This window comes from Arthrobacter sp. SD1074B (assembly GCF_056780195.1).
The window spans coordinates 3457688-3484592 of the sequence record NZ_JBRAZT010000001.1; the positions used below are offsets into that span (position 1 = coordinate 3457688).

The following is a 26905-nucleotide window of genomic DNA, read 5'->3' on the forward strand; positions in this document are numbered from 1 at the left end:
TTCCTTCCTAGGGCATCACGTCGCCGGAATTTGGCCCCAGGGTCTGCCCCACAAAGAGGTTTCCCCCTGGGTCGCTGGCCAGCAGGAGAGCCGTGGGCGCCACCTCCGCCGGCTTTCCGAAGCGCCCCAGCGGAAGCTCCGCCCGTTTGGCCGCCTTCCAGTCTTCCGAGATCCCGTCAACCAGCGGAGTTTCTATCGGACCCGGAGCAATGCTGTTGACCAGCACGTTGTCGCCGGCGGTTTCCAGAGCCAGGGCTTTGGTCAGCCCCACCACCCCGGCTTTGGCGGCGCTGTAGTGGCTGAGCCCGGTGCCGCCCTTGATGGCCAGCTGGGAGGCGATGTTGATGATGCGGCCCCACTTCTGCTGCCGCATCTCCCCCACCACCTCCCGGCAGCAAAGGAAAACGCCGGTCAGGTCAACGGAAATTGTCTCGTTCCACATGGCCAGGGTCATGTCCTCCAGCCGCGATTCGGTCAGCAGGCCCGCGCTGTTGACGAGGATGTCGATCCTGCCCAGCTGATCCCGTGCGGTCGCGAAGGCGGCTTTTACGCTCGCTTCGTCGGAGACGTCGACGGCGATGGTTCCCGCCGCGCCGGACCGGTCCAGGACTGCCACTCTGTCGCCGTTGGCGGTGAAGGCCTCGGCGATGGCCTTGCCGATGCCGCTGGCCCCGCCCGTGACCACCACAGCCCGGCCCGACTGGTGAGGGGAGGTGTCAGTGTTGTTCATTCGTTCCTTCCAGCGCTTCTCAGGCACGCATCTTTATAGTGAGGCCACCGTCGACTATCAGCGACTGGCCGGTGACGTAGGCGGCGTCATCGGAGGTCAGGAATCCGATCACGCTGGCAACCTCCTCGGGCCGGCCGACGCGCCCCCAGGGAATGTCCCGCCCGGCGCGCTGCAGGCCTTCGGGCCCCAGCGAGTTCACCGGGTCCAGTGACTGCGGCGTCTCGATGAGCCCGGGAATGACGGCGTTGGCGCGGATGCCACGCGGTCCCAGCTCTGCGGCCACGCTGCGGATCAGCCCGAGCACCCCGGCCTTGGCGGCCGCGTAGTGGGCATGCTCCTCCCACCCGTAAACACCGCCGGCGATTGAGGACACGGCAACCATGGCGCCGCCCTCGGTCATCCTCGCGGACCCCGCCCGGAGGGTCCGCAGCACTCCGGTGAGGTCGACGTCGAGCATGTCGTCCCAGCGCTCGTCGGTCATCTCGCCCAGGGGCGAGTTGCGCAGGACCCCGGCGTTCGCCACCGCATAGTCCAGCCGGCCGAATTCGTCGACGGCGCGTCCGGCGAACGCATCGACCGACGGGGTGCTGCGGACATCCACTTCGTGGATCACCGCCTGGCCCCCCGCCTCCTTCACCAGGCGCAGGGTTTCCTCCGGGTCGTGGGGATCCCCCGGGAAGGTGCCGATCACCGAGCGCACGCCATGCTTGGCGTAGTGGACGGCGAGCGCGCGGCCGATTCCGCTGGCGGCCCCGGTGATCACCGCCACCTTCACATCCCCGGTCACGCGTCGACCTCGTGCGGGTGGTCCTCGAGCAGGGCCTCAGCCGGCGGCTTGGCAGCGATCATCAGGAGCCCGGAAACCAGCGTGCCAAGGGCACCCACCCAGACTGCTGCGGTGCCGGTCCCACTGCCGGCGGCAATCGCGGTGAAGATTGCCCCGCCGATGATGGTGCCCGGCTGGCTCATCGCACCGATGAAGGCGGTGCCGGTGGCGCGGCAGCTGACGGGGTAGCACTCCGCCATGAAGTACTGGATTGCGGCGTAGGGTCCGACGAGGAAGAACAGGCCGGCACCGTAGGTGAGGATGATCATGAACGGGCTGGTGGCGATGGGGCTCAGCATGACGGTGAAGGAAATGCCGGAGAGGATCCAGCCACCGATGATGGTCCGTTTGCGGCCGATCTTGTCCCCGAGCCAGCCGTGGAACACGTAGCCGAAGTAGGCCAGCAGGTTGATCACAATGAGCATCCAGAAGGCGTCGGAGAGTTCCACGCCTTTCGCGTTCTTCAGGACTGAACTGCCCAGCACGCTGAAAATGGTGATGCCGAAGAAGTTCACGATCCAGGCCAGGGAGAACACGATGGTGTTGCGGCGCAGGTGGGGTTCCCAGATGCGCTTCAGCGGGGCCGCGGACGAGTGCTCGACGCCGTAGGCGTGGGCCAGGGCGTGGGCTTCGTCCGAGTTGCCGGTCTTTTCGAGCTCGGTCAGCTTGTGGTGCAGTTCGAACTGGGGTGTCTCCTTGAGCTTCTTGGCGATCACCCAGACGATGATGGCGGCCGGGAGGGTGGCCATCAGGTACAGGGCGCGCCAGCCGAGCGAGGGCAGGAAGGCGAGCGCCAGGGCACTGGCGAGCAGGAAGCCGAGCGGCCAGCCGCCCTGGATGAAGGAGTAATGGAAGCCGGGGCGCTTGCGCTTATCGGCGACCTCGGTGACCTGGTAGACCTCGTTCATGTAGGTCGCGTTGACGGCCTGCTCCGAAAATCCGAGCCCGCCGAAGGAACGGACCAGCACGAGCAGCCCGTTGCTCAGGAACGGGATTCCGGTCGGAATCAGCGCCGTCACGCCGGACACGACGGCCGTGCCGCCAATGGTCACCATCATGCCTTTGCGGCGGCCGAGCCTGTCGATAACGGGGCCGATGCCGAAGCAGACGATCGCGGTGCCGACGGCGATCCAGGTGTTGATGGCGTAGGCCTCGGGCGCTGTCCAGCCGAACTCCTGCTGCATGGCCGGCAGCAAGGTGCCGAAGAGGCCGTAGTCGAAAACGGCGACGGTCCAGGCCAGCAGGGCCAGGACGGTCGAGATGCTGGTGTTCCGCTTGGAAAAGACCGGGAAGCGCCGCTTCTCGTCCGGCCGGGGGCTGGTCAAGTCGACGGCGGGTTCGTGGATGCTCATGACTGGTTTTCCTTTCGGGGGCTGCGGGCGAGGAAGGAGTCCGCGATCTGGTCGAACTTGAGCCAGCTGACGCCTTCATGGGAGTTGATGTGTTCGATGAGGCGTTCGAGCATGAGCAGGACCTGGGGCCGGCCCGAGACGTCCGGGTGGATGGTCATGGTGAAGACGGCCTGGTCCATCTCCCGGTACACCCAGTCGAACTGGTCGCGCCACATCTGCTCGATGTCGCGGGGGCTGACAAAGCCGTGCGAGTTCGGGGACGCCTTGATGAACATCATCGGAGGCAGGTCATCGAGGTACCAGTTGGCCGGAATCTCGACCAGGTCCGTTTCCTTGCCGCGGACCAGCGGCTCCATCCAGGTTTCGGCGTCCTTGGTGTAGTCGATCTTTTTCCAGCTGTCGCCGACCCGGACGTAGTAGGGCTCGAAGTCGCGGTGCATGAGGGAGTGGTCGTACTTGATCCCGCGTTCGAGGAGAATCTCGTTGGTAACCTGCGAGAACTCCCACCAGGGAGCGACGTAGCCCGTGGGGCGGCGGCCGGAGACTTTTTCGATGAGTTCGATCGACCGGTCAAGGATGGCCGTCTCCTGCTCCCGGGTCATGGCGATGGGGTTCTCGTGTGAGTAACCGTGCACGCCGATTTCATGTCCGGCGTCCACGATCATCCGGGTCAGGTCCGGGAACGTCTCGATCGAGTGGCCCGGGACGAACCAAGTGGCCGGCAGCCCGTACTTTTCGAAGAGGCGGATGAGGCGGGGGCCGCCGACCTCACCGCTGAACAGACCGCGGGAGATGTCACACGGAGAGTCTTCGCCTCCGTAGGAGCCGAGCATTCCGGCAACGGCGTCCACGTCGACGCCGAATGCGACTTGGATGTCCTTAGTCATGAGATCAACCTTTCACTGGGCTTTTTGTTGGAGTTGCGGTGCTGAGGTACTGGCTTCGGGTGGGTCGGGGGCCGGAGCCCTGCCGCGCAGGGCGAAGACTTCCGCGATGCGGTCCGCTGGCGCGCCAAGGCGGAGCAGCAGGCTGAGGAGGACCAGCGACTGGGAGGGACGGAGCAGCCCGGAGGATACGGCGCCCGCCGCGCGCAGATCGTCGCCGCCGCCGTCGCCATATATCGGCACGACGGCGCCGGCCTCCACCCGGGTGCTCGTCACCACCACGACACCGGCCGCGGTGGCCCCGGCGACCTCCCGGCAGATCTCGCGGTTGGCGTTGCCCGTTCCCGTCCCCTGGAGGACAATCCCCGCCGCCCCGGCCTGGAGGGAACTTCGCAGCAGGGTGGCGTCCGCCCCGGGGTAGGCGGCAATGAGGTCCACGCGGGGCGACCCTGCCCCGGCGCCAGGCAACGGCAGCGCCTCAACCGGGGGCCGCGCCGCCGTGAGGCTGACTTCACCCGCTTCGCTGACCGATCCGGCCGTACCGAAATCCGGATTGGCAAAGGCTTCGGGTTTGGTGGTGTGGCACTTCCGCACCCCGGCCGCAGGGAAGATTGTCCCGGCAAAGGCCAGGAGCACCCCCTTCCCCCGGGCTGCGGGAGAACCGGCGACGGCGATCGCCCGGGCGAGGTTTCCCGGGCCGTCAGGGGTGCTGGAGTCGGCCGCCTGCTGGGCTCCGGTGAAGACGACCGGTCGGGCATCGTTATGCGTGAGTTCCGCAAGGTACGCCGTTTCCTCCATCGTGTCCGTGCCGTGCGTGACCACCACACCGAGAACCTGTGGGTCCGCCAGGACCTCGCGGATCCGGGTGCAGATGGCGATCATGTCGTCGACGGTCAGCAGGTACGAACCCTTCCGGAAGACGTCCACGACGCGAACCGGGTGGGCGGCCCGGCCGGCCACGCTGGCGAAGACCTGCTCTCCCGTGTCCGACGCCACCGCGCCGCCGCCGGCCGCGGACCCGCGGGACGAGATGGTGCCCCCCGTGGCCAGCAGCACCACGTGGGCGCCGCCCGTATCTGTGACGGTCATGTTTGACTCCGTTGCTCCTGCATTCGCCGCTGGCGAACGCCTACCCAATCGTTTGGGTTCCTGGCTAAAAAGTAACTGTGCGATGTTTCGCCCGTGTACCGCCCGGCGTTTCCGCGACGTAAACACTTGTGGTGTCTATTACGTCCCGCCGGACTACCCAATCGATTGGGTAAGGGTTAAAGTGACTATAGGATGTGACTTGGGACACGTCAAGAGTCCTATGGCTGAAGATTCGCACAGCCTCGGGCAGTCTTGTATGACGCCTTCTTGAGCTGCGGCAGGGGAACAAATGGAAGAAATCACGGCCGCTGGCCGCACGGTCACGCTGAAGGACCTCGCCAACGAGCTCGGCATCCACCCGTCCACCGTGTCCAGGATTCTGCATTCGGGCTCCGACGTTGCCCGCGGCGCCGCGTCCGTGGCGACGGCTGAACGGGTCCGCGAGTTGGCGCGGAAGCGGGGCTACTCCCCCAATCCCCAGGCCGCCGGCCTGCGGACGCGACGGACCCGCCTAATGGGCGTGATTGTCCCCCGGCTCTCGGACCTTGTCCTGGCCATCATGTACGAGGGAATTGAAGAGGCCGCGGCCGAGCTGGGCTACTCCACGTTCGTTATGAACTCCCGCGATGACCCGGAAGAACAACGCCGAAAAACGGACACCATGCTGGCCCGCCGCGTGGACGGTCTGATCATCGGCGATGCCCACTTGGATGGCAGCCAGCTTCGGGAGCTCACCGCCCGCAACATTCCCTTCGTGCTCATGAACCGCCGCGTGACCGGCTACCCCTCGGCCACGTGCGACGATGTCCTCGGCGGCCAGCTCGTGGCCGACCACCTGTGGAGCAAAGGCCACCGGAACGTCGCCGTGATCGCGGGCGAACCGTACGCCAGCACAGCCGTGGACCGGACAGCCGGGTTCGCGGACCGGTGGAAGTCCTTGGGTGGCAAAGTCCCCCAGGAAGCCATCGTCTGGTCCCGGTTCGACACGGCGGGGGGCCGCGAAGCCACCGAAACCATCTTGGCGGGCGGGCAGCCGCATCCCACTGCCATCTTCGCGGTCAACGACTTCGCGGCAATTGGCGCCATGGGCGTGCTGCGCTCACACGGCCTCACCGTGGGCAAGGACGTCGCGGTCGTCGGTTTTAACGACACGTCCGTCGCCGCGGAGCTTCCCATACCGCTCTCCTCGGTCCGCTCCCCCATGGTGGATATCGGCCGGACTGCGATGGAACTCCTGAAGCGGGTGCTCGACGGCGAAGACGTCGAGCCTGTCCGGCTGAAACCCGTCCTGTGCGTGCGGGAAAGCAGCGCCTGGGACAACGCAGGCTGACACCGCGGCGACTCCGCTAGCCAGCGCAGCCGGCTCGGAAGCCCGCTGCCGCCGTCCTCATTGCGCTGCTGCCACGATGCCCAACGCCAGCATGTAGGTCGCTCGGACTTCGCCGTCAGTAAGGTCCAGCTGCAGGAGCTCCTGGATCTTCCTCAGCCGGTAGCTGAGCGTGTTGCGGTGGATGAAGAGCTCCTCGCAGATTTTCGCGGAATTCCCGCTGTGCCGCAGGTATGCATCGAACGTCTCCCGCAGCGCACTGCCGCCGTCGGAGGCCAGGGGTGCCAGGAGGCGCTGGCACATAGCCACGAGACCTGGGCTGGGCAGCCCCTGCACAATGCCGGCGAGGTCGGCCAGCGGCGCCTTGTGCACGCCGGGCCGCCCCACCTGGCGCCGTGCAAGCCGAAGCGCCAGCGGCAGTTCGCTGAGGGTCGCGGACTCCGTGACGATGATCGACAGTTCCGGGGCATCCAGAAAGAAGTCCCCGACGGCGTCAAGGAGGTCGGCCGTGCTGTGCCGGCGCTGCAGCAATAAGGTGGTGAGCCCGGTTTCCTCCATGAACCGCACGGTGCCGAAAGAGCCCTGCAGCCCCACCCGCGCGCGCCAGGCGATGGCACGCAGCTTGGCGGGCGCGGTCTCCTCCGAACTGCCGATGAGTACCGCGCTCCAGTCTCCGTCGGGATCGAAACCGGACTCGAGGGCATAGCGGCGCAGCGGCCGGGAAGGCTCGCCGTGGCCCGCATAGAGGGCCTCCATGAAGCGCGCCGCTTCCCGGGAATGCAGGGGCGAGCGGGAGCCGAGGGTGTAGCTCAGCTGCAGGCCGATCACGGCGGCGACGGGACCCAGGACGGGCTGCAGCACGATGTCACTGCCAATCCCCTCGATGGCAAGCCGGAATTGCTCCGCTGCGCCGCTTGGCAGGCGCAAGGTGGTCCGCGCCGTATCCCCGTGGGCCGTGCCTGCGGCAACGAGTTCGAAGGCATTCTGATCGATGACGGCCACCCTTGCGTTGACGGCGCCCGCCACCCGCCCAAGCACCTCCGCCAGGGACCGGCCGTCGGCCGCGAGACGCGTGCACTCGTCTGCCAGCTCCCAGCCCTTGCGCAGTTCCTCATAACGCTCGGTGGCAATGATCCGCTCCACGTGGCGCATGACCAGCACAAAGGGTACCTCCGGCGGGAGCTCCAGCAGCGGCAGGCCGTGCGCCTCGCAGGCCCGTAACAGTCCCTCCGGCAGCTCGCGGTGCGCGGCGCCCAGGCCAAACGCGAGTCCCGAGACGGGCACGGAGACCAGCCGCTCCACATAGGCGTCCCAGATCCTGAAGTCCTTGACGTTCAGGCCCATGCCGTTGGTCAGCACGAGGGCATTGACACTGAGGAAGGGCGTGGGGTCCATATGTTCCGTCGGAGCACACCAGGTGATCGGCCGGTTCAGGCGGCCTTCGGCGCCCGGAACACGAAGACGGATGTTGAGATCGGCGTCGCCAATCAGGTCTGAGATGCGCACGGAAGCCTCCCATAGTGGCGGGCAAAAACCCTCCAGATAGTGCAAACATCATAAGTCAGCCCGTCCGATTCATCGCACTGCACAATATCGGCGGCCCCGGATGCTGAGTAGCGTTGCACCATGCAAACAAATGTGACCCCCGACACCGCTCCCCGTGCTCAAGGGCGTGTGCTGTTGAACTCCGACATGGGTGAAGGCCTGGGCCTCCACGAGTTCGGCAACGACGAAGAACTCATGCGCATCATCGACGTTGCCAACGTCGCCTGCGGGTTCCACGCGGGCGATCCCGACGTAATGAACCGGACCGTGGCGCTCGCGGCCGAGCACGGGGTAGCCGTCGGTTCGCACCCCGGCCTCCCCGACGTCGTAGGCTTCGGCCGCCGCCGGATGGTACTCAGCCCCGACGAGGTCGAGTCGATCATCCTCTACCAGACCGGGGCTTTGACAGCTTTCCTCGGCAAGCACGGCCTCACGCTGAACCACATCAAACCGCACGGCGCCCTGTACGGAATGCTGGCCGGCGACGAGGAACTGATGCAAGCCGCCGCCGGAGCGGCGCTGCAGTACGGAGTGCCGTTTTACGGACTCGCCGGCACGGCCCACGAAAAAGTGTGCCGGGCGATGGGCGTGGAATTCGTGCCGGAACTCTATGTCGACCTCAACTACGGTCCGGCAGGCGAACTGCTGATCCAGCGCCGGCCGGTTCCTACCGTTCCCGCAGCCGCCGCCGAGCGCGTCAGCCGTGCCCTGGCCGGCGAGCCGGTACTGGCCGTGGACGGCACCGAACTGGACATTCCCTTCCGGAGCATCTGCGTCCACTCCGACGCACCCAATTCCACTGCCGTGGCCAGCGCCGTGCGCGCCGTCCTGGGCTAGAGCCGAATCATCCAACCACCTGAAAGCGAGCACCCCATGGCAAACATTGTTTCCCCCCTCCCCGGAGTCTTCTACCGCAAGCCCGGCCCGGGCAAGCCGCCGTTCGCCAACGAGGGCGACACCATCGAGGTCGGCCAGACTGTCGGCATCATCGAAATCATGAAGCAGTTCACCGAAATCCAGTCCGATGTGGCCGGAACCCTCGAATCCTTCCAGGTCAACGAGGGTGACATGGTCAATCCGGGCGACACCATTATCGTCATCCGAGAAGGCTAATGATGAAGAAATTGCTCATCGCCAACCGCGGTGAAATCGCCGTGCGGATCGCCCGCACAGCCCGCGAAATGGGCATCGAGACGCTCCTGGTGGTCAGCGAGCCCGACGCCGATTCCCTGGCCGCGCGCACGGCGGACAACTTTGTCGTGGTGGGGCCGGCCCCTGCCCCCGCCAGCTACCTTAACCAGGACGCCGTGATCGCCGCCGCCGTGGACAACGGCTGCGACGCCGTCCACCCTGGCTACGGATTCCTCTCGGAGAACGCCGAGTTTGCGCGAAAAGTCGCAGCAGCGGGCCTCACCTGGGTGGGTCCCGACGCCGACGCGATCGAGATGATGGGCAACAAGTCCCTGGCCCGCGAATCTGCCCGCAAGGCAGGAGTCCCGATCCTCCGCGGCTCCGACGGGCCGCTCGACCCCGACGCCGACGCTGTGGAAGAGGCCCGCGGCATCGGTTACCCGCTCGTGGTCAAGGCCTCCGCCGGCGGCGGGGGCCGCGGCATCCGTTTTGTGCACCACGAGGCCGAACTGCTGGAAACCATCGAGATGGCGCGCGGCGAGGCGGCGTCGGTCTTCGGGGACCCCACCGTCTACCTGGAGCGCTTCGTGAAGCACGCCCGGCATGTGGAGGTACAGGTCCTTGGCGACGGTACCAACTTCATCCATCTTGGAGACCGCGACTGCTCCATGCAGCGGCGCTCCCAGAAAGTCATCGAGGAAGCCCCGGCCCCCGACCTTCCCGACGCCGTACGCCGGACCATCCGCGAGTCCTCAGTGGAACTCGCCCGGGAATGCGGCTACAGCGGCGCCGGAACGGTCGAGTTCCTCTACGACCCGGTCGGCCACGAGGCCGCGTTCATCGAAATGAACACCCGGATCCAGGTGGAGCATCCCATCACCGAGGAAATCACCGGCGTCGATCTGGTCCGTGAACAGCTGCTCATTGCCTCCACCGGCTCCATGTCGGTCCGGCAGGAGGACATAACATTCAGCGGCCACGCCATCGAGTGCCGCATCAACGCCGAGGACCCGCACAACAACTTCTTCCCCAGCCCGGGCCTGATCACGGCCCTGGAATGGCCTAAAGGCGACGGGATCCGCATCGATGCCGGCGTGGAGGCAGGGTCCACGGTCAGCCCGTACTACGATTCCATGCTCGCGAAGCTCATCGTCCACAAGGACACCCGCGAAGCCGCCATCGAAGGGGCGCTGGAGGCGCTGTACGGGACCAGGATCGAAGGGGTCAAGACGACCATTCCGGTGCTCAAGAAGCTGCTGGACCGGCTCGAATTCGCCGCCGTCAAGCACCACTCAAAATTCATAGAAACCGTCGACAATCTGATGGAGGCACCATGAGTAGCCCCGCACCCGCCGAGCTGGAGGCCCGCTACACCTGGGGCGGAGACGAGTTCCTGTTCGTCGAGGTCTCCGAGTCCATGAGCCTGGCCGCCAATTTCAGGGTCATGTCGATCGCCGAGAAGCTTACAGAGCTGGAGCTGCCCGGCATCGTGGACATCTGCCCTGCCAACGCCTCACTGCTGGTGAGGTTCGACCCCGACGTCCTGCCGCCGTCGAGACTTGAAGAGACCGTCCGGACCATTGAAGGCGACCTCGCGCACCACCAGCAGCAGGCCCTCGAAACCCGGATCATCGAGGTGCCGGTCTGGTACGACGATCCCTTCACGGCCGAAGTGGCAGAACGCTTCCGCGAAGGATTCCACCAGGAGCCGGGCGGCAGCGACATCGACTACGCCGCCAGAGTCAACAACCTCAAGGACGCCGCGGAATTCATCGGGCGGCACCACGAGCAGCCCTGGCTTGTGTCCATGGTCGGCTTCGTCGCCGGACTGCCGTTCCTCTTCCAGCTGGTTGAGCGCGAGAAGCAGCTGGAAGTCCCCAAGTACCTGAGCCCCCGGACGGACACACCCGCCTTGACCGTGGGGCACGGTGGCTGCTTCGGCTGCATCTACTCGGTGCGCGGCGCGGGCGGGTACCAGATGTTCGGCATCGCTGCCGCGCCGATCTTCGATCCGGCGCAGGCCCTGCCCGATTTCAAGGACTTTATGGTGTTCTTCCGGCCGGGCGACATTGTGAAGTTCAAGCCCGTGACCGAAGCCGAGTACAACAGCATCCAAGCCGAGATCGCCGCGGGGACGTTCCGCTACCGGCAGGCGCCCGTGACCTTCGATCTGTCCAAAGCGCTGGCGAATCCCGAAGGCTACAACAAGGAACTCATGGAGGCCCTCAATGGCATTTGATATCAAGAGCCCCGGGCTGGCTACCACGGTCCAGGACCAGGGACGCACCGGCCACTACAACGTCGGCATCCCGCAGAGCGGTTCACTGGACCAGTACTCCGCAGAACTGGGCAATGCGCTGGTGGGCAACACCGCCAAGGAAGCGGTCCTCGAATGCACCTACCTGGGCCCGGCGCTGACCACCGACCAGGATGTTGTTCTTGCCGTCACCGGTGCCCCGGTCGAGGTCAAGGTCAACGGCGAACCCCGGCCCCAGTGGACCCGGCTGCAACTGAAGGCCGGCGACGAACTCAGCTTCGGCGTCATCCAGGGCGGCACCCGGTATTACATCGCGGTCCAGGGCGGCATCGACGTGCCCGAGGTGCTCGGTAGCCGGTCCACCTACAGCCTGGGCGCAATCGGCGGATTCCACGGCCGCAAGCTGGAGGCCGGCGACCGGATTTCCTTCGGCAGCCCGCTCAACAACGGAGCCGTGCCCGACGCCGATACCGTTCCGGAAGAGTTCCGGCCCGTCTTCGGCAAGGAGCAGACCGTCCGGATTGTGCTGGGGCTCTACGACCACCGCCTCACCGACGAGGGATTGGACAACCTCCTGAACGGCGAGTGGAAGGTGACTCCGGTGGCCGACCGGATGGGACTGCGGTACTCCGGTCCCGGCGTCAAGTGGAAGGAACGGGAGCAGCCTTTCGGGGCCGGTTCGGACCCGTCCAACATCGTGGATGCCGGCTACGCCGTCGGGTCCATCCAGATTCCGGGCGGTACCCAGCCGATCATCCTGCACCGTGATGCCGTCTCCGGCGGCGGCTACGCCATGGTGGGAACAGTCATCAGCGCAGACATGGACCTCGTGGCCCGCGCCGCGCCGGGCACGTCCACCAGGTTCGTCGCCGTCAGCATGGACGAAGCCTTGGCTGCGCGCAAGGAACTCGCCGAGCGCAAGAGCAATGCGCGTGCAGCCCTGGTCCTCCGCGGATGATGCCGGCACGGTGCGGCGAACCGCGAACGTGGAAGAACTCTGCCGCGTCGCTTTATGGACTTCGACGACGCCGATCAGCTCGCGCTGAGGCGCTGGCCAGCGGCGGACTGCTGGAGGTTCGCCGCGACGTCCCCCCAGGCTGAGCGCCGCCCGCATCCCACGTCATGACAACGAGATGCGCCCTAGCCGCCAGCCTAACCAGCCCAGGCACCGAAGGTACCTGTCCCGCCGCCTCCGCTGTCGTCGTCTTTACCGCAACGCTTGCAGCGCTTGTAGACGGCGCCATCGTCGGCGTGTTCGACATGCCAATCGTGTTGAATATTCAGCTTGCACAATAGGGTTCTGAACATGGCCTCCTCCGATCGAATCGATTGCCGGCCGAGGTCGATAATCTAAGCATCGCCCTCGCGCCGCCTCCGCAGAAGACACAAACCGATTTCCTTACGGTGATTGAGGCTGGATTGGGGGCGTTGTAAGCTCTCGACCAACCCAGGGGTGTCGGGTATGGCAAAAGCTAATTTGCTGGACTTCGCGTCACGGCTCCGAAGGAATGGCCGCCCGAACACCCCCGCGATGGCTCGACCGCTAATTGAGAAAAGCGACCCGATCGCAGTGTAAGTACACGACGGCGCGGCCATCCGCTTGGGCCGATAAAAGGACAACGCGACGGAGGGATACATGCCCGAACTCCGGGCCGGCATAGATGCCGGAAAGCTCATCACCGCTGCGTACTTGTTGACAACGAAGGAAACCGGCTGCTTTCCCGCAAAGTAGCCAGCGACGAAACCGCACTCCTGGAACTATCCGCCGACGTCATGGCCCTCACCCTGGGTGCCGTCAATGGAGAAAATTCGGGTAGGCAGGAACCGGTGATGCTTTTTGCCGTTCACCGGCACTCCACGAACGGTTCACTACCGGTCAGTACGTTTGCGGGGTCCTGTTGAGATCCAATTTTGAGAGGCTCCCCCCATGAGCGCTACTCGCACCCGAGGCGTCCTCACGGCCGCCGCCGCCATCATCCTGGCAGCGTCCGCAATCGGCGGCACGGCCGCCGCCCAGGCCGCCGGCCACAGCACCCGGCACGGCGGGGCCGACGACGGCTCCGGCGCCAACCGCGGAACGAACACCGCCCTGACCGAGGCATTCGGCGGGGTCGACCGGGCCACGAACTGGCACCAGACCGGCAAACTGAAGCTGGATTTCCCCACCTACCACACCGAAGGAATCGCCTTCAGCCGGGACCACATCTTCCTCTCGGCGGTCCAGATCATCGAACCGACCACAAAATTCCCCTCCCCGCAGGGCGGTTTCGACCGCACGCCGGGCAAAGGAGTCGGGCACCTGTTCGTTATGGACAAGGCCGGGAAACTGCAGAAGGACATCATCCTGGGCGAGGGCGACATGTACCACCCCGGCGGCATCGACTTCGACGGCACCAACGTGTGGGTCCCGGTTGCCCAGTATCGGCCCGACAGCAGCGCCATCATCTACCGGGTGGACGCGACCACCCTCGACGTACACAAGCAATTCGAGGTGAAGGACCACTTTGGCGGCATCGTGATGGACAAGCAGACCGGCCATCTGGTCGGCAACACCTGGGGCTCGCGGCGCTTTGCCGAATGGGACCTGCGCGGCAAGCAGCTCTCCACTTGGCAGAACCCCAACTACTTCATCGACTACCAGGACTGCCAGTACGTGCCCAACTCGAAGATGCTGTGCGGCGGGGTCACCAATCTCCCGCAGACTCCTGCCGCCGGCGGAACCGGCGCCACCTATGAACTCGGCGGCATGGCAATGATCGATCTCAAGTCCCGCAGCGTGATCCGCGACGTCCCGTTCCAGCAGTGGTCCACCGCCGGGCACGTGGCCACCCGTAATCCCTTCAAAATGACCGCCGTCGGCGGCCACCTCACCCTGAAGGTGGCCCCCGACAACGGCGAGGAGGGCAACGGCACCGAAATCCTCACCTACGAGGCCACCGTCACCACAGCCAAGTAGCCCGCAGAAGTAGCGCAGCTGAGCCACGAAACGCCCCCGGCATGTGCCGGGGGCGTTTCTGCCCCTGGACTGGCATGGCCTTGATGCCGGAGCCGCCTGCCTGGCGCAGGGCCGTGCTCGGCGTCGAGCGGCGACCGGCGGGAGGACCGCCAGGGGGTATACGAAATACCACCGGGGGTATATAGTGAGTGACATCACAGTGATTGAAATGCACGGAGACCCCGGAGTCCGGACGCGCAGGCGAAGATGCTGCGGGTACCGCCCCGCCGGCTTCCGCGGCCCGATCAATCCCCCGATATACCCGGCGTCGGCGCTGACGCGATGCCCGGCTCCCAGAGAGGCGTCTTATCCATGAGCATGCACCACGAGATCCTGATCATCGGAGGCGGCAACGCGGGGCTGAGCGTTGCAGCCCGGCTCCGCCGCGCAGGGCGGACCGATATCGGGGTGATCGAGCCGAGCGACCAGCACTACTACCAGCCGCTGTGGACCCTGGTCGGCGGAGGTTCCGCCAGCCAGGCGGAAACGGTCCGGCCGCAGGCCTCCGTCATGCCCCAGGGGGTGGCTTGGATCAAGGACGCCGCGGCGGACATCGACCCGGATCGTCGCAGCGTCGAACTCGCCTCCGGCGGGACCGTCACGTACGACTACCTGGTGGTCAGTCCCGGCATCCAGCTGGACTGGGACAAGATCCCCGGTATGGCCGAAGCTATGGACTCACCGACGGCATCCAGCAACTACCGGTTCGATCTGGCGCCAAAGACCTGGGATCTGATCCGGAACCTGAAGTCCGGAACCGCCATCTTCACCCAGCCCTCCGGGCCCATCAAATGCGCCGGCGCGCCGCAGAAGATCGCCTACCTGGCCGCCGACTACTGGCAGAAGCAGGGGGTGCTGGACCAGATCCGGGTGGTGTTGGTCCTGCCCACACCCGGCATGTTCGGTGTCAAGGTCTTCGCCGACGAGCTTGAACGGGTGGTGGCCAAGTACGGCATCGAAGTCCGCTTCAACAGTGAGATGACCTCAGTGGACCCCGCCGCCGGCGTGGCGGAGATTACGGACAACGCGGCAGGGACCAAGGAATCACTGCACTACGACCTGCTCCACGTGGTGCCGCCGCAGTCGGCCCCGGACTGGCTCAAGCGCACCCCGCTGGCGGATCCGGCCAACCCCGCAGGCTACGTGGACGTTGACAAGCACACCATGCAGCACAAGCGCTACCCGGAAATTTTCGCCCTGGGCGACGCCGGGTCCACGCCGAACTCGAAGACCGGCGCGGCGATCCGCAAGCAGGCCCCGGTGCTGGTGAAAAACCTGCTGGCCGCCCTCGAAGGCGCAGCGCCGGCGGCCCAGTACGGAGGGTACGCCTCCTGCCCGCTGACGACGGCGCGGGGGAAGATGCTGCTGGCGGAATTTGATTACAGCCTCCAGCCCGCACCCAGCATCCCGTTCATCGATACCACGAAGGAATGCACCGACATGTGGCTGCTGAAGCGCTACGGGCTGCCGTTTATGTACTGGAACCTGATCCTGAAGGGTTACGCCTGAGGCCGGGCTGAGTCCAGCTGGCAGAACGGCGACGGCGGGAGTTCCCGCCGTCGTCGTGTCCGGTTCCGTCCCGGTCCCGGAAGGCCCGTCAGCATCAGAGGGTGGCGGCTTCTTCCTGCGCTAGCCGGATCATCCGAAGTTCGTCCTCCACCGCCCGGGCAGGCCAGTAGTCCTTGGCCAACTCGTCGGCGTAGCTTCGGTCTGCTGCCGGGAAGAGCTTCCCGAACAGCCCGGCCGCCTGAAGCAGGGCGATCAGTGCCGTGGTTCGGGGATCCGGTGCTGGGGGTGCGCCGGGGCCGGGGGTCGTCGCCGCTGGCGTGCCGGCGTCGGGTGCCCCGGTTTCCGGCGCGGCCGTTCCGGACCCCGGCGCACTGGGGGCGGACAAGGAATCGGGCGTCCCGGCGTCGTCTGCTGGCGTGGAGCCGGCCCCGCCGGCATCGGCCGGCGCACCGCTGAGCGCGGCCTCGATCTTTTTCAGCAGCGCAGCTTCCGGGCCGTGGTCTTTCTCCGGGTACCGCGTGGACTTGAACAGGCCAAGGTGTTTCTCGCCGACGGGTTCCACGATGCCCAAGGACGCCATCCCCTCGTAAACACGCTGCACTTCGGCGCGTCCCTCCAGCATGGCCACCCAGCGCTTGGGAGTGTGCGGCCGTGACTTGCCGCGGATGAGCCCCAGTTCGTGCTGGAAGTCGGTGGGCGGGGCGGCGGCGGTGGCCCGGACATTTTTTCCCTGCAGCCCGATGGCACCGGTCAGCTCCAGCTCGGCCAGGATGGCCCCGGCCAACGTGGTTCTGAGCGCGAACACCGGCACTTCGGGTTTGCCGTTTTTGTCGTTCGTTGCCAGCAGGAGGAAGGCCTGGGGAAGGTTCAGCTCCGGTGCCTTCGGGGTTTCAGCGTTCATACGATCATGGTGGGCCTGTTGGGCAGCCACCACATGGGGATTTCGTCCCGGATCTTCCAAGCCAAAACACCCTCGACGCCGGCCGGTCAGACCGGTAGGGTTCCCCGCATCTGTTCCGGACATTTCTGGGAGGCAACGGTGCTCAAGAGAATCAGCAGGATGACTGGTGCGGTGGCGGGGCTGATGCTCGCGCTCGGGATGATCGCACCCCCCGTGACGGCGTTGTCGGCGGCGGGCTACGACATCGATTCCGCCTCCAGCCTGCAGGTGGTGGTCAACAAGCACCGGCCGCTGGACCCCGCCACGTACGTGCCGCCGCGGCTGGTCAGGGTCCAGGGGGAACGGCTGCGGTCAGAGGCCGCGGACGCCTACAAGCAATTGGCCAAAGCCGCCAAAGGGGCGGGCGTGAACATCATTCCGGTCAGCGGTTACCGTTCCTACAGCCAGCAGGCCAGCCTTTATGACAGTTACGTGCGCCAGTACGGACAGGCGACGGCGGACACTTTGGCCGCCCGGCCCGGCTTCAGCGAGCATCAGACCGGCCTGGCGATGGATATCGGCAACGCCAGCGGAGTCTGTGCCCTGGAAGCGTGCTTCGCCACCACCCCGGCAGGCAAGTGGGCGGCCCAGAACGCCGTGACGTACGGCTTCATCATCCGCTATCCGGCGGGTGCCGAGGGCGTAACCGGCTACACCTACGAGCCCTGGCACCTGCGCTATGTGGGCAAGGAACTCGCGGGGCAAGTCAGCAGCACCCTTGAGGATTACTTCGGCCTGGAACCGGCCCCGGACTACCTTTAAACCAAGGAACGCCCCCGGCAGCTGCCGGGGGCGTTCCTGTCTGCTCCGCCTGAAATCGGGGCCAGGAGCCGTTTGCGCGGGGTGCCTCGGTCAGGCCTGGCGGTACACCTTCCGCGAAATGGTCAGGCTCACCGCGGCGATGACCGCAATGGCCACGAGGTAGTAGCCCGGCACCAGCAGGGAGCCGGTGCTGCCGATCAGCCAGGTGAGGATAAAGGGAGCAAAGCCGCCGAAGACGGTGACGCCGATGTTGTAGCCCAGGGAGAGCCCCGTGGACCGGATGCGGGCCGGGAACATCGACGACATGATGGCCGGCAGCGGCGCGAAGTAGGCGGTGGCCAGCACGGACAGGACGAGTTCGACCACGATCATGGTGGGCAGCTCCGGTGCGGCGATGAGCCCCAGGAACGCCGGGATGCCGACGACGATGGTTCCGCCGGCGGCCCAGGTCATGACCCGGGCGGGCCCGACTTTGTCCGCGAGCATGCCGATGAACGGGGAACCAATGCTCATGACCACACCGAAGATCAGGGTGGAGAGGAATGCGACGGCTTTGGGCATCCCGAGGTTCACGATTGCGTAGGTTGGCATGAACAGGGCAATGTAGACGCCCACGGATCCGAGCGAGACGACGCCGACGATGGCCCAGAGCCGGCCGCCGTTGCCGATGAACGTCTCCCGGAGCGGCGCGGCGGACCGTTCCGTGGCCAAGAATTCCGGCGTTTCCTCCATCTTGGAGCGGATGTACCAGCCAACGGGCCCGATGGCCAGCGCGAAGATGAACGGCAGCCGCCAGCCCCAGGAGTCCAGCGACTGGGTGCTGAGGTAGGTGTTCAGGACGAACCCGAAGATGCCGGCCAGCAGGATGCCGCCGCCCTGGGTGGCTACCTGCCAGCTGCCGTAGAACGCCTTCCGGCTGGGCGCGTACTCAATCAGGTAGGCCGTTGCGGTGCCGAATTCCCCGCCGGTGGCGAAACCCTGCAGCAGCCTGGCGATCAGGACCAGGATGCTGGCTGCGACGCCGATCGCGGCGGCCGTGGGTGCGACAACAATCAGCAGCGTGCCGACGAACATCACGAGGATGGAGACCAGCATGCCCGCTTTGCGGCCGGCCCGGTCGGCATAGCGGCCGATGATGATGCCGCCAAGCGGCCGCATGATGAAGGAGACGCCGAACGAGGCGAAGGTCAACAGCAGCGACGCGGCTTCATTGCTGGTGGGGAAGAACAACTTGGAAATGGTGACGGCGAACGTGCCGTACACGATCAGGTCGAACCACTCGAGGCCGTTGCCAATGGAGGCTGCAACGACGGCTTTGCGGGCGTTGCGTTGCTGCAGGGCAAGGTCGGCAGGCGGGCGGGGGTTGAGGACCTGTTGACTCGATCCCGTACCGGTGGCGGTCTGGTGGCTCATGGCTTGGCGGTCCTTTCGGTAGTAGAGAGGTGGGTGGCGAGGGCCTGCAGGAAATCCTCGCAGGCGGCGATCTGGGTCAGCTCGATGTATTCGTTGGCGGTGTGGCCCTGGTCCATGTTGCCGGGGCCGCACACCACGGTGTCGATTCCGGCTTGCTGGAACAGGCCGGCCTCGGTGGCGTAGACGACGGATTCTTCGACCGCGTGGCCGGTGAGGTCCTGGGCCAGTTCCAGCGCAATGCGCGGGCCCTCGGGGCTGAGTCCCGGCACCGTGCCCAGCGGGACTATCCGGATGTCCGCGGCGGGGTTTTCCTGCTGGATTTCGGCCCGGAGGCCGGCCAGGTTGTCTTCGATGCGGGATATCACTGCCTCCGGGTCGACGCCAGGAATGGTCCTGAACTCAAATTCGAAGTCGCATTTTTCGGCAACGGTATTGACGGCGGCACCGCCGCTGACGATGCCGACGTTGGCGGTGGTGTACGGGACCACGAAGCTCTCGTCGAACGGGCCGGACAGCCGGTGTTCGTCGGCGAGGGAGCGGATGAAGGCAATGGACCTGGCAGCGTATTCGATGGCGTTGACGCCGGTGGAGGTCATGGACGAGTGGGCGGCGATCCCGCTGACGGTGACGCGGTAGAGCTGGCTGCTCTTGTGCGCCGAGACCGGGCGCATGCTGGTCGGCTCGCCGACGAAACCGATCCGGGGACGAATCCCGCGGGCCGCAAGCTCGTCCAGCAGGACGACGGCGCCGTGGCACCCCACCTCTTCGTCGTAGGTCCAGGCGAAGTGCAGCGGTTCCGCCAGCGGACGGGACAGGAATTCCGGCAGGAAGCCCAGGATCGCGCCGCTGAAGGCTTTCATGTCGGTGGTGCCGCGGCCATACAGCCGTCCCTCACGGACCTCGGGGGTGAACGGGTCGCTGTCCCACGCCTGGCCGTCCACGGGAACAACGTCGGTGTGGCCGGCGAGCATAATGCCGCCGGTGACGGCGCCGTCGTGGGCCGGAATGGTGGCGAAAAGGTTGGCCTTCCTGCCGTCCGGGCTGGGGACGATCAGCGGGGTGATGCCGTGGGCGGTGAGCCCGTCCGCCATGCTGTGGATCAGCTCGAGGTTGGAATTGCGGCTAGTGGTGTCGAAGGCGACAAGCTTCTCGGTCCAGGCAAGCGCGGCGGCACTTGGCGCTGCGGTGGCTGGAACGGCGGTGGCCGAAGCGGTGGTGGGCGTCATGGGCAGGTTCCCTTGGGGTGGTGGACGGGCCTGGCCTGATCGGCCGGCTGCGGCTGGCGTCGGCCGCCTGCTGGCTCCGCGCGCTCCCCTCAGTATTCGGTCGGCCCGCCACCCATGTCAACACTTAAGACGCGATTTGTTCAATAAATTGAACGCCCCCTCACCGCAGCCTTAGAACGACGGCGGCGTCATGGCGCCGATCAACACCGCGCCTTCCGAGGTCGAGTTGCGGTACCAGTGCGGCAACGAGGAGTCGTAGGTCAGCGAATCGCCTTCCTCCAGGTCGTAGCCCACGCCGTTGACGCAGACGTGGAGTCTGCCCTGCAGCATGGTCACGCACTCCTCGCCGGAATGCTTGAAGGGGGCATCCTCGTTGTCCCATCCGGCGGCGATCTGCGCGCTCAGCATGCCCAGTTGGCCGCTCATGTGGGGGGTCAGGAGTTCATAGATGAGGTTGTCCTCGGCGACCTCGAGGCGCCGCCGGTCAGCGCGCCGAACCAGCGCCCCGCCCTGGTCTTTGGTGTCAAAGAAGCGCCCCACCGGCACCTTTAGGGCCTGGGACAGTTTGATCAGCGTGGTCAGCGACGGGTTGCCCTGGCCCCGCTCGATTTGGCTGAGCAGGCCCGGACTCAGGCCGGCCGCTGCGGCAAGGCTGCCGATGCTGTACCCGGCCTCGCGCCGCAGCTGCAAAACCAGCGCCCCAACGGCGGTCATCGCGCGCTCTGCCTGGTCCTCCACTCCGGGGAGCTCCGTTGCTGCTGGGCCGAGGCCGTGATGTTCCATTCCACGATCGTCCGTCATAGTGAAGATATCGTCAAGATAATGAATCTGAGGTCGGATAGCGGGCGCTGCCCGCGGGGCGATAGTTTGGTGCCATGACCGCCAGCTACCGGTACGACGTCGAGATCCTGCACCTGCTCGTGTCGCCGGCGCATGCCTACTTCGGCCGGGCGCGGGAGGGTGCGGCCGACGTCCCCACCACGGACGCGGACCAGGCGACGCTCGTGGCCGGCAAGGGAATCATCGGCGACCGGTTCTTCGGCAAGGCCGCACACATGGATGCCGCCGTCACAGTTTTCGCCGGCGAGGCACTCGAAGCCGTCGCCGCTGAGCTCGGAACGGCACCACTTGACCCGCTGCTGACGCGCCGCAACATCGTCGTCCGGGGAGCCCAGCTGGCGCCGCTGCTCGGCCACGAGTTCGCGCTGGAATCCGGCGGAGGCCTGGTGCGGCTCAAGGCCGGGCGGCCGGCCCACCCGTGCGCCTGGATGGACGAGATGCTCGCCCCGGGCGCCCACAAGGCCATGCGCGGGCGCGGCGGCGTACGGTGCCAGGTGCTCTCCGACGGTGTCCTGCACCGCGGCCCGGCCGTGCTGATCAGCCCCGTGCCGCTGGATCCTGCCCGCGCAGGCGAGGCCACCGTACTGCGGCCGTCGCGGCTGCCGTAACAGCCCTGGCAACTACTAGGCTGGCGCTATGGACCAGCCCGGCGGTGTCGTTGCGACCTTGCTCGGCGTCGCCGTTCTGGTGGCCCTCACGGTCGCGGTGCTGTCGCTGTACCGGGTGCCGGCCCGCTTAGCGCCGGCTTGGGCAATTCTTCGCGGGGCCGCGCAACTGGCTGCCATCAGCCTGGTGCTGAGCGGCATCATTACCAACGCGTTACTCGTCGGGTTGGCACTGCTCGTCATGTTCACCGTCGCAGCGGCCACAGCAACCAGACGCCTCGGCTGGGACTGGGCCATGTTCGGACACGTCTGCACGGCAATGGGCGCGGGGGTGATTGCCACGTTAGCGGTCGTCTTCGCCACCGGCGCCATCGAGTTCACACCCCGTTTTGCCCTGGCCATCGGCGGCATCGTGATTGGCAACGCCATGTCCATCACCACCCTCGCCGGGCGGCATTTCAGCCAGACGGTGATCTCCCGGTGGGAGGAAGTGGAAGGGTGGATGGCTCTTGGCGCCCGGCCCCGGCAGTCCGCAGCCGAACTGGCGCGGGGGGCCGTGTACTCTGCCCTGATCCCCTCAACCGACCAGAGCAAGACAACCGGCCTGGTCACCCTGCCCGGCGCCTTCGTCGGGGCCATCTTTGGCGGGATCTCTCCCTTGGCCGCGGGCCTGTTCCAGATCGTGGTGCTGGCATCCATCATGGCGGCGGGCTCCATCACTGCCGTCGTCACCATCCTGTTCCTGGCGCCGCTGCGCATGCGGCCGCTGCCGCTTCCCTGAACTGCGGGCGCCACGCGGCGGGACTGGACCGACGCCGTCGGGCTAGTCGTCGAGGAACCGCAGCAGCTGTGGGACGGTGGCGTGCATGGCGCGCAGATCGCCGCCGCTGGCGCCCCTCTCGCCGAGGTAGTCACCATGCCCGCCGGGGACGACCAGCAGGCGGGCGCCCGGGATGGCACCGGCCATCCGCGTCGCGTACCCGGGCGTGAGGATGTCCCGGTCACCGCACACCACCAGCGTGGCGGCGGTGATCGCGCCCAGCTCGTCGTCGGACCAGCCGGGAAAGTCCCGGATACGTCCGTTGTCCAGCTCGAACAGCCGCTCCAGGTGGCCGGGCTCGGGATTGAGCCGGCGGTCCTCGTCCTTGTAGGTGTCCGGCATGTCGTCCAGGGTGGCGTTTGCCATGGAGGCCCAGAACTCGTCCGGGACGGCGTCACGGCTGACGAAGGTGGAAGCGGCGATGAGGCGCCGGACGGCGGCGGGCCGCGCGAGTGCCAGCGCGACGGCGGTGTGCCCGCCGGCGCTGAATCCCAGCACATCCACCGTGTTCGCGGTGAGCTGCTCCAGCACGGCGAGGATGTCGCCGGCGGAGTTTTCTGCGGTGAGCGGGCGGCTGGTGGGCTGGGTGCGGCCGTGGCCCTCCTCCTCCACCGCAATCACCTGGCGCTGGCCGGCCAGCAGCGGGATGAGGTTGCCGAAGTTGGTGCCGATGGTGGAGCCGCCGCCCGGGATGAGCAGCAGCGGCGGCTGGCCGGGCACTGCTGCTCCATGAACCTCGTAGTACATGCGGAGGCCGCCGTTGTCCGCGTAGCCGTGGGTGAAGGTCACACGGCATCCTAACGCCGGACCCCCGCGGCGAAAAGGGCCGCAGAGGGCGAAACGGCGATCAGCAACCTCCGCCCCGGGGCTCCTCGCTCAGGCAGGTGGGCCCCAAGGAGGCGACGAACTAGTCAGGCGACCGGTGGAGGACAAAGATGCCGCCGTATGCGGGCTGGTCCGTCCGCAGCCGGTCACTGGCGGTGTATTCGCCCAGCACATCGGAGATGCGCGTAACGAGGTCGGCGGCGTCGGCGTCAGAGAGGTGCAGGACGAAACGGGAGAGGCTGGCAAGCGCGTCCGGACCCGCTTCCGTCAGCTCTTCCCGGAACGCCTCGACCGGTGCCAGCGGACCGGCCGGACCGGCGTCACCCAAGGCGGTGTCGAGATTCCAGGACCGCCCGGTGGACCGGTACGGTTTCTCCAGCGCGCCGCTGTCTCCAGTCCGCACCTCGGCGGGTTCCAGGAACCCCGTGGAGAGCAACTGCCGCACGTGATAGAGCACCGTCCCCGGATCCTGGCCCAGCCGGTCGGCGAGTTGTTTGTTGGTCAGTTCGTGAAGCCCGCAGAGGCGCAGGATCCTCAAGCGCAGCGGATGGGCCAGCGCTTTGACTTCCCGGGCGCTGGCCGCAGGCTTTTTCTCATTCGTGCCGGTCGGCTCCGGATCCGTCATGTCCCCATCCTACGATCCGATGCAGTAAATTCAATCACCTTGAATTTTCTCAATCAATGCGGCATGGTTCACCTATGACGAGTCAGGCCGCACAGGCGGGGGAACGGATTCGCGGGCCACTGGGTTCCTCCTACTGGAAGCTGTGGACCTCCTCAGGGCTGTCCAACCTCGCGGACGGCGTCTTCAAGATCGCGCTGCCGCTGCTGGCAATCCAGTTCACGCAGTCGCCCACGCTGGTCGCCGGGCTGAGCGTCGCAGCGACGCTTCCCTGGCTTCTTTTCGCCCTTACTGCCGGAGCGCTGGCTGACCGGTTGGACCGGCGCAAGCTGATGGTCTGGGCCAACCTCGCCCGCGGGCTGCTTCCCGCCTTGCTGGTAGCCATCGTCCTGCTGGATCTGGGCTCCATCTGGGCCCTTTACATTGTGGCGTTGATGGTGGGTGTGGCCGAGACGCTCTACGACACCTCCGCGCAGTCGATCCTGCCCCAGGTGGTGCCGAGGGAACAGCTTTCGCGCGCCAACGGCAGGCTGTACGCGGTCGAACTCACCGCCAACCAGTTCGTGGGTCCACCGCTGGGCGGACTGCTGGTGGCCGCCGGCGTCGTTGCGGGTTTTGCCGTGCCCGGGGCACTGTGGCTTGCAGCCGCCGGCGGCCTGCTCCTGGTCCCGGGGGGTTTCCGGATGGAGCGCGAGCGGAAGACAACACTGCGGTTCGACATCGGTGAGGGTTTGCGGTTCCTCTGGAACCAGAAGATCCTCCGTACGCTCGCGGTGATGACCGGGGTGTTCAACTTCGCGTCCAGCGCGGCATTCGCGGTCCTGGTCCTGTTTGCCGTTGGTCCGGCGTCAAAAATGCAGCTGTCCGAAGTGGGGTTCGGCCTGCTCTTGACGGCCTCCGCTCTCGGCGCCTTTGTGGGCTCGTTTATTTCCGAACGGGTCGAGGCCCGGCTGGGCCGGTCGAAGTCCCTGACGCTGACGATCTTCGGGTCCGCGCTGCTTGTGGGAGCGCCTGCCATGACCCACAATCCCTACATCCTCGGACCGATCCTCTTTGTGGGCGGCATGCTGGTCGTGCTCTGGAACGTCATCACCGTGTCCTTGCGGCAGCGCATCACCCCCAACCGCCTGCTGGGCCGAGTCAACAGTGCCTACCGCCTGCTGGCTTGGGGCAGCATGCCGCTCGGCGCGGCAGTTGGCGGCGTACTGGCGCAGTGGCTCGGCCTGCAGGTCATGTTCGGCGTGATGGGAGCGCTGACCCTCGCCCTGCTCGGGATGATGCCCATCCTTACCGACAGCGCCATTGCAGCGGCCGACGTCGATTCCGGGGATCCGCGACACGCGCCCAGTGAACCAGGCAGCGTTTCCTCTTCGTAGACTCTAGGGAGATCCGACATGTCTTGTGCAGAGACATGCCCGCCACAGGAAGAGTCATCGATGAAGATTATCGTCCTAGTCAAGGAAGTCCCCGACACCTACGGGGACCGAAAACTGAACCTGGAAACCGGCCTTGCCGACCGCGAAGCCAGCGAAACAGTTATTGATGAGATCGGCGAGCGGGCCCTGGAACTGGCGCTGACTTACGCCGACGCAAACGACGGCACCGACGTCGCGGTCCTCTCCCTCGCTCCCGAGGGCGCGACGGCCACCATCCGCAAGGCGCTGGCGATGGGCGCAGGGAGCGCTACCCACATCTGTGACGAGGCGCTCCGGGGTGCCGATCTTGTGCTGACCGCCGAGACCCTCGCCGCGGCGGTCCGCCGGATGGGGTTTGACCTGGTGATCACCGGCAACGTCTCCACCGACGGCTCCGGCGGCATGGTCCCCGCGATGCTTGCAGAGTTACTTGACGTGCCGCTTGCCACGGGCCTTAGTTCCGTCCAGATCAGCGACGGCGCGGTGTCCGGAACCCGGGCAGTTGAATCCGGCGTGCAGCAGGTGTCGGCGGACCTGCCCGCGGTGATTTCGATTACCGAAGCACTTCCCGGCCCGCGTTTCCCGAACTTCAAGGGAATCATGGCGGCGAAGAAGAAGCCGCTTGAGGTGCTGACCCTCGCAGACCTCGGAATCACGGCCGAGGACCCGGACGCGGCGCGGTCCATCATGCTGGCGGTGGCCGAGAAGCCACCGCGTACGGCGGGCGTGAAAATCGTCGACCAGGGTGATGCCGGCGCGAAGCTCGCTGAGTTCCTGATCGAAAACCGACTGGCGTAGGAGAAACGACATGGCTGACTTCCCTCGTGACGCAATCCTCGTCGTCGTGGAGACCCGGGCGTCCGGTGAACTCGAGAAGGCGGCGGCCGGGCTCTTCGGAGCTGCGGCCGCCGTCGGCACCCCGGTTGCCTTGGTGCTTGCCGAACCCGGCGCCGGGGGCGCCGCGGCCGCGCAGGCCGCGGACCTTGGTGCCGCGCGCGTGCTGATCGCTGAGACACCCGACCCGTCCGCACTCGGGGTACCGGGCGTGGACGCGCTTGCCGCCGCGGTGGAGCGGGTGCAGCCGGACGCCATCTTGATCTCGCACTCGCTGAACGGGCGCGACCTGGCCGGCCGGTACGCTGCCCGTACGCGGGCAGCGGTGTGCGTTGACGCCGTCGGCGTGTCCCGCGACGACGAGGGCGTGGTGGCACAACACTCCGTCTACGGCGGGGCCTATAACGTCACGGCAACGGCCACGTTCGGCGCCCCGGTCATCACGGTCCGCCCGGGCTCCATCGAGGCGCGCGCCACGGCCCAGCCGCCAGTGCCGGAGATCCTGGCCGTGACGCCCTCAGGAAAGCCGGCCGCGCGGATCGATTCGTTCGAGGAGGCAGCCGCCGCCACGACACGGCCGGAGCTGCGCGGCGCCGCGAAGGTCGTCGCGGGCGGCCGCGGCCTCGGCTCGGTGGAACAGTTCGCCTTGGTCGAACAGCTTGCCGACACGCTCGGCGCCGCCGTTGGCGCCTCGCGGGCCGCCGTGGACGCCGGCTTCGTCCCGCAGACACAGCAGGTGGGCCAGACCGGAGTGTCCGTGTCCTCCCAGCTGTACATCGCACTGGGCATTTCCGGAGCGATCCAGCACCGGGCCGGCATGCAGACCGCCAAGACGATCGTCGCCGTCAACAAGGATGCGGACGCTCCAATCTTCGAGATCGCCGACTTTGGTGTGGTGGGCGACGTCTTCAGGGTTGTGCCGCAGCTGATCAGCGCCCTCGAGGCCCGGAAGAAGTAA

At 66.5% G+C, this 26905-nt stretch carries 26 protein-coding genes; 14 read left to right on the forward strand and 12 right to left on the reverse strand.

The genetic code is table 11. The features are described from left to right. Window positions 1–7: 7 nt before the first annotated feature. Genes ACUYM2_RS16120 through ACUYM2_RS16140 form a run of 5 tightly spaced genes read right to left on the reverse strand, consistent with a single transcriptional unit; the run spans window position 8 to window position 4881 of the window. Entirely contained in the window at window positions 8–730 is a 723-nt protein-coding gene (locus ACUYM2_RS16120) for an SDR family NAD(P)-dependent oxidoreductase (RefSeq protein WP_481600975.1), read from the reverse strand. 19 nt (window positions 731–749) lie between these two features. After that, window positions 750–1517 (reverse strand): SDR family NAD(P)-dependent oxidoreductase, encoded by a 768-nt coding sequence (locus ACUYM2_RS16125; protein ID WP_481600976.1) that lies wholly within the window; start codon window positions 1515–1517, stop codon window positions 750–752. Further along, the gene (locus ACUYM2_RS16130; protein ID WP_481600977.1) at window positions 1514–2908 is read right to left on the reverse strand and encodes an MFS transporter; all 1395 of its coding nucleotides are present in this window, start codon (window positions 2906–2908) and stop codon (window positions 1514–1516) included. The genes ACUYM2_RS16125 and ACUYM2_RS16130 overlap by 4 nt, the downstream gene beginning before the upstream one ends. Further along, window positions 2905–3795 carry a polysaccharide deacetylase family protein gene (locus ACUYM2_RS16135; protein ID WP_146336574.1) on the reverse strand — a complete coding sequence of 297 codons (891 nt, stop codon included), beginning with the start codon at window positions 3793–3795 and terminating at the stop codon, window positions 2905–2907. Before ACUYM2_RS16135 ends, ACUYM2_RS16130 begins: the two co-directional genes overlap by 4 nt. Window positions 3796–3807: 12 nt before the next feature. Further along, complete coding sequence (locus ACUYM2_RS16140; RefSeq protein WP_481600978.1) at window positions 3808–4881, reverse strand: asparaginase; 1074 nt, start codon at window positions 4879–4881, stop codon at window positions 3808–3810. Window positions 4882–5170: 289 nt separating this feature from the next. Between ACUYM2_RS16140 and ACUYM2_RS16145 the strand changes: the two genes are divergently transcribed. After that, entirely contained in the window at window positions 5171–6211 is a 1041-nt protein-coding gene (locus tag ACUYM2_RS16145; RefSeq protein ID WP_481600979.1) for a LacI family DNA-binding transcriptional regulator, read from the forward strand. A 57-nt stretch (window positions 6212–6268) separates the two neighbouring features. Here ACUYM2_RS16145 and ACUYM2_RS16150 read toward each other — a convergent pair whose 3' ends face one another. Then, window positions 6269–7714 carry a PucR family transcriptional regulator gene (locus ACUYM2_RS16150; protein ID WP_481600980.1) on the reverse strand — a complete coding sequence of 482 codons (1446 nt, stop codon included), beginning with the start codon at window positions 7712–7714 and terminating at the stop codon, window positions 6269–6271. A gap of 120 nt (window positions 7715–7834) precedes the next feature. On the opposite strand from ACUYM2_RS16150, the gene pxpA reads away from it, so the two are divergent. The 7 genes from pxpA to ACUYM2_RS16185 all read left to right on the forward strand — a co-directional run bounded on the left by pxpA (window position 7835) and on the right by ACUYM2_RS16185 (window position 15645). Continuing rightward, window positions 7835–8590: a 5-oxoprolinase subunit PxpA gene (pxpA, locus tag ACUYM2_RS16155; RefSeq protein WP_481600981.1), complete on the forward strand. Its 756-nt coding sequence runs from the start codon at window positions 7835–7837 to the stop codon at window positions 8588–8590. Between the two features lie 36 nt (window positions 8591–8626). Further along, window positions 8627–8866 (forward strand): acetyl-CoA carboxylase, encoded by a 240-nt coding sequence (locus tag ACUYM2_RS16160; protein WP_346957941.1) that lies wholly within the window; start codon window positions 8627–8629, stop codon window positions 8864–8866. Continuing rightward, window positions 8866–10221: an acetyl-CoA carboxylase biotin carboxylase subunit gene (locus ACUYM2_RS16165; protein WP_481600982.1), complete on the forward strand. Its 1356-nt coding sequence runs from the start codon at window positions 8866–8868 to the stop codon at window positions 10219–10221. The genes ACUYM2_RS16160 and ACUYM2_RS16165 overlap by 1 nt, the downstream gene beginning before the upstream one ends. After that, window positions 10218–11123 (forward strand): 5-oxoprolinase subunit B family protein, encoded by a 906-nt coding sequence (locus ACUYM2_RS16170; RefSeq protein ID WP_481600983.1) that lies wholly within the window; start codon window positions 10218–10220, stop codon window positions 11121–11123. Before ACUYM2_RS16165 ends, ACUYM2_RS16170 begins: the two co-directional genes overlap by 4 nt. After that, the gene (locus ACUYM2_RS16175; RefSeq protein WP_481600984.1) at window positions 11113–12099 is read left to right on the forward strand and encodes a 5-oxoprolinase subunit C family protein; all 987 of its coding nucleotides are present in this window, start codon (window positions 11113–11115) and stop codon (window positions 12097–12099) included. The genes ACUYM2_RS16170 and ACUYM2_RS16175 overlap by 11 nt, the downstream gene beginning before the upstream one ends. A 969-nt stretch (window positions 12100–13068) precedes the next feature. After that, complete coding sequence (locus tag ACUYM2_RS16180) at window positions 13069–14097, forward strand: DUF6454 family protein (protein ID WP_481600985.1); 1029 nt, start codon at window positions 13069–13071, stop codon at window positions 14095–14097. 351 nt (window positions 14098–14448) lie between these two features. Further along, complete coding sequence (locus ACUYM2_RS16185) at window positions 14449–15645, forward strand: NAD(P)/FAD-dependent oxidoreductase (protein ID WP_481600986.1); 1197 nt, start codon at window positions 14449–14451, stop codon at window positions 15643–15645. Window positions 15646–15739: 94 nt separating this feature from the next. Here ACUYM2_RS16185 and ACUYM2_RS16190 read toward each other — a convergent pair whose 3' ends face one another. After that, window positions 15740–16546: a GOLPH3/VPS74 family protein gene (locus tag ACUYM2_RS16190; protein WP_481600987.1), complete on the reverse strand. Its 807-nt coding sequence runs from the start codon at window positions 16544–16546 to the stop codon at window positions 15740–15742. Window positions 16547–16705: 159 nt separating this feature from the next. Between ACUYM2_RS16190 and ACUYM2_RS16195 the strand changes: the two genes are divergently transcribed. After that, window positions 16706–17347 (forward strand): M15 family metallopeptidase, encoded by a 642-nt coding sequence (locus tag ACUYM2_RS16195; protein ID WP_481600988.1) that lies wholly within the window; start codon window positions 16706–16708, stop codon window positions 17345–17347. 90 nt (window positions 17348–17437) lie between these two features. On the opposite strand, the gene ACUYM2_RS16200 is transcribed toward ACUYM2_RS16195, so the two are convergent. The 3 genes from ACUYM2_RS16200 to ACUYM2_RS16210 all read right to left on the reverse strand — a co-directional run bounded on the left by ACUYM2_RS16200 (window position 17438) and on the right by ACUYM2_RS16210 (window position 20769). Continuing rightward, entirely contained in the window at window positions 17438–18760 is a 1323-nt protein-coding gene (locus ACUYM2_RS16200; RefSeq protein WP_481600989.1) for an MFS transporter, read from the reverse strand. Further along, on the reverse strand, window positions 18757–19986 hold the full coding sequence (gene argE, locus ACUYM2_RS16205) for an acetylornithine deacetylase (protein WP_481600990.1): 1230 nt from the start codon (window positions 19984–19986) through the stop codon (window positions 18757–18759). Before argE ends, ACUYM2_RS16200 begins: the two co-directional genes overlap by 4 nt. Window positions 19987–20157: 171 nt before the next feature. Then, window positions 20158–20769, reverse strand: a complete 612-nt coding sequence (locus tag ACUYM2_RS16210; RefSeq protein ID WP_481600991.1) for a helix-turn-helix domain-containing protein — start codon at window positions 20767–20769, stop codon at window positions 20158–20160. Between the two features lie 92 nt (window positions 20770–20861). On the opposite strand from ACUYM2_RS16210, the gene ACUYM2_RS16215 reads away from it, so the two are divergent. Next, window positions 20862–21434, forward strand: coding sequence for an MOSC domain-containing protein (locus ACUYM2_RS16215; protein ID WP_481600992.1), 573 nt, complete (start codon window positions 20862–20864; stop codon window positions 21432–21434). Window positions 21435–21462: 28 nt separating this feature from the next. Further along, a complete protein-coding gene (locus ACUYM2_RS16220) occupies window positions 21463–22212 on the forward strand; it encodes an ABC transporter permease (RefSeq protein WP_481600993.1) in 750 nt (249 codons plus the stop codon). 42 nt (window positions 22213–22254) lie between these two features. On the opposite strand, the gene ACUYM2_RS16225 is transcribed toward ACUYM2_RS16220, so the two are convergent. Then, complete coding sequence (locus tag ACUYM2_RS16225; RefSeq protein ID WP_481600994.1) at window positions 22255–23040, reverse strand: alpha/beta fold hydrolase; 786 nt, start codon at window positions 23038–23040, stop codon at window positions 22255–22257. 118 nt (window positions 23041–23158) lie between these two features. Further along, the gene (locus ACUYM2_RS16230; protein ID WP_481600995.1) at window positions 23159–23701 is read right to left on the reverse strand and encodes an ArsR/SmtB family transcription factor; all 543 of its coding nucleotides are present in this window, start codon (window positions 23699–23701) and stop codon (window positions 23159–23161) included. Between the two features lie 74 nt (window positions 23702–23775). Between ACUYM2_RS16230 and ACUYM2_RS16235 the strand changes: the two genes are divergently transcribed. From ACUYM2_RS16235 to ACUYM2_RS16245, 3 genes are read left to right on the forward strand one after another with little or no spacing between them, the layout of a single operon-like run. Beyond that, the gene (locus ACUYM2_RS16235; protein WP_481600996.1) at window positions 23776–25074 is read left to right on the forward strand and encodes an MFS transporter; all 1299 of its coding nucleotides are present in this window, start codon (window positions 23776–23778) and stop codon (window positions 25072–25074) included. A gap of 60 nt (window positions 25075–25134) precedes the next feature. After that, window positions 25135–25911, forward strand: coding sequence for an electron transfer flavoprotein subunit beta/FixA family protein (locus ACUYM2_RS16240; RefSeq protein WP_481600997.1), 777 nt, complete (start codon window positions 25135–25137; stop codon window positions 25909–25911). Between the two features lie 10 nt (window positions 25912–25921). After that, window positions 25922–26905: an electron transfer flavoprotein subunit alpha/FixB family protein gene (locus tag ACUYM2_RS16245; protein ID WP_481600998.1), complete on the forward strand. Its 984-nt coding sequence runs from the start codon at window positions 25922–25924 to the stop codon at window positions 26903–26905.

Bases quoted from the DNA above. Each gene is read 5' to 3' on its own strand.
- ACUYM2_RS16120 (WP_481600975.1), bottom strand. From the start codon at position 730: ATGAACAACACTGACACCTCCCCTCACCAGTCGGGCCGGGCTGTGGTG.
- ACUYM2_RS16130 (WP_481600977.1), bottom strand. From the start codon at position 2,908: ATGAGCATCCACGAACCCGCCGTCGACTTGACCAGCCCCCGGCCGGAC.
- ACUYM2_RS16135 (WP_146336574.1), bottom strand. From the start codon at position 3,795: ATGACTAAGGACATCCAAGTCGCATTCGGCGTCGACGTGGACGCCGTT.
- ACUYM2_RS16140 (WP_481600978.1), bottom strand. From the start codon at position 4,881: ATGACCGTCACAGATACGGGCGGCGCCCACGTGGTGCTGCTGGCCACG.
- ACUYM2_RS16145 (WP_481600979.1), top strand. From the start codon at position 5,171: ATGGAAGAAATCACGGCCGCTGGCCGCACGGTCACGCTGAAGGACCTC.
- pxpA (WP_481600981.1), top strand. From the start codon at position 7,835: ATGCAAACAAATGTGACCCCCGACACCGCTCCCCGTGCTCAAGGGCGT.
- ACUYM2_RS16160 (WP_346957941.1), top strand. From the start codon at position 8,627: ATGGCAAACATTGTTTCCCCCCTCCCCGGAGTCTTCTACCGCAAGCCC.
- ACUYM2_RS16165 (WP_481600982.1), top strand. From the start codon at position 8,866: ATGATGAAGAAATTGCTCATCGCCAACCGCGGTGAAATCGCCGTGCGG.
- ACUYM2_RS16170 (WP_481600983.1), top strand. From the start codon at position 10,218: ATGAGTAGCCCCGCACCCGCCGAGCTGGAGGCCCGCTACACCTGGGGC.
- ACUYM2_RS16175 (WP_481600984.1), top strand. From the start codon at position 11,113: ATGGCATTTGATATCAAGAGCCCCGGGCTGGCTACCACGGTCCAGGAC.
- ACUYM2_RS16180 (WP_481600985.1), top strand. From the start codon at position 13,069: ATGAGCGCTACTCGCACCCGAGGCGTCCTCACGGCCGCCGCCGCCATC.
- ACUYM2_RS16185 (WP_481600986.1), top strand. From the start codon at position 14,449: ATGAGCATGCACCACGAGATCCTGATCATCGGAGGCGGCAACGCGGGG.
- ACUYM2_RS16190 (WP_481600987.1), bottom strand. From the start codon at position 16,546: ATGAACGCTGAAACCCCGAAGGCACCGGAGCTGAACCTTCCCCAGGCC.
- ACUYM2_RS16195 (WP_481600988.1), top strand. From the start codon at position 16,706: ATGACTGGTGCGGTGGCGGGGCTGATGCTCGCGCTCGGGATGATCGCA.
- ACUYM2_RS16200 (WP_481600989.1), bottom strand. From the start codon at position 18,760: ATGAGCCACCAGACCGCCACCGGTACGGGATCGAGTCAACAGGTCCTC.
- argE (WP_481600990.1), bottom strand. From the start codon at position 19,986: ATGACGCCCACCACCGCTTCGGCCACCGCCGTTCCAGCCACCGCAGCG.
- ACUYM2_RS16210 (WP_481600991.1), bottom strand. From the start codon at position 20,769: ATGGAACATCACGGCCTCGGCCCAGCAGCAACGGAGCTCCCCGGAGTG.
- ACUYM2_RS16215 (WP_481600992.1), top strand. From the start codon at position 20,862: ATGACCGCCAGCTACCGGTACGACGTCGAGATCCTGCACCTGCTCGTG.
- ACUYM2_RS16220 (WP_481600993.1), top strand. From the start codon at position 21,463: ATGGACCAGCCCGGCGGTGTCGTTGCGACCTTGCTCGGCGTCGCCGTT.
- ACUYM2_RS16230 (WP_481600995.1), bottom strand. From the start codon at position 23,701: ATGACGGATCCGGAGCCGACCGGCACGAATGAGAAAAAGCCTGCGGCC.
- ACUYM2_RS16235 (WP_481600996.1), top strand. From the start codon at position 23,776: ATGACGAGTCAGGCCGCACAGGCGGGGGAACGGATTCGCGGGCCACTG.
- ACUYM2_RS16240 (WP_481600997.1), top strand. From the start codon at position 25,135: ATGAAGATTATCGTCCTAGTCAAGGAAGTCCCCGACACCTACGGGGAC.
- ACUYM2_RS16245 (WP_481600998.1), top strand. From the start codon at position 25,922: ATGGCTGACTTCCCTCGTGACGCAATCCTCGTCGTCGTGGAGACCCGG.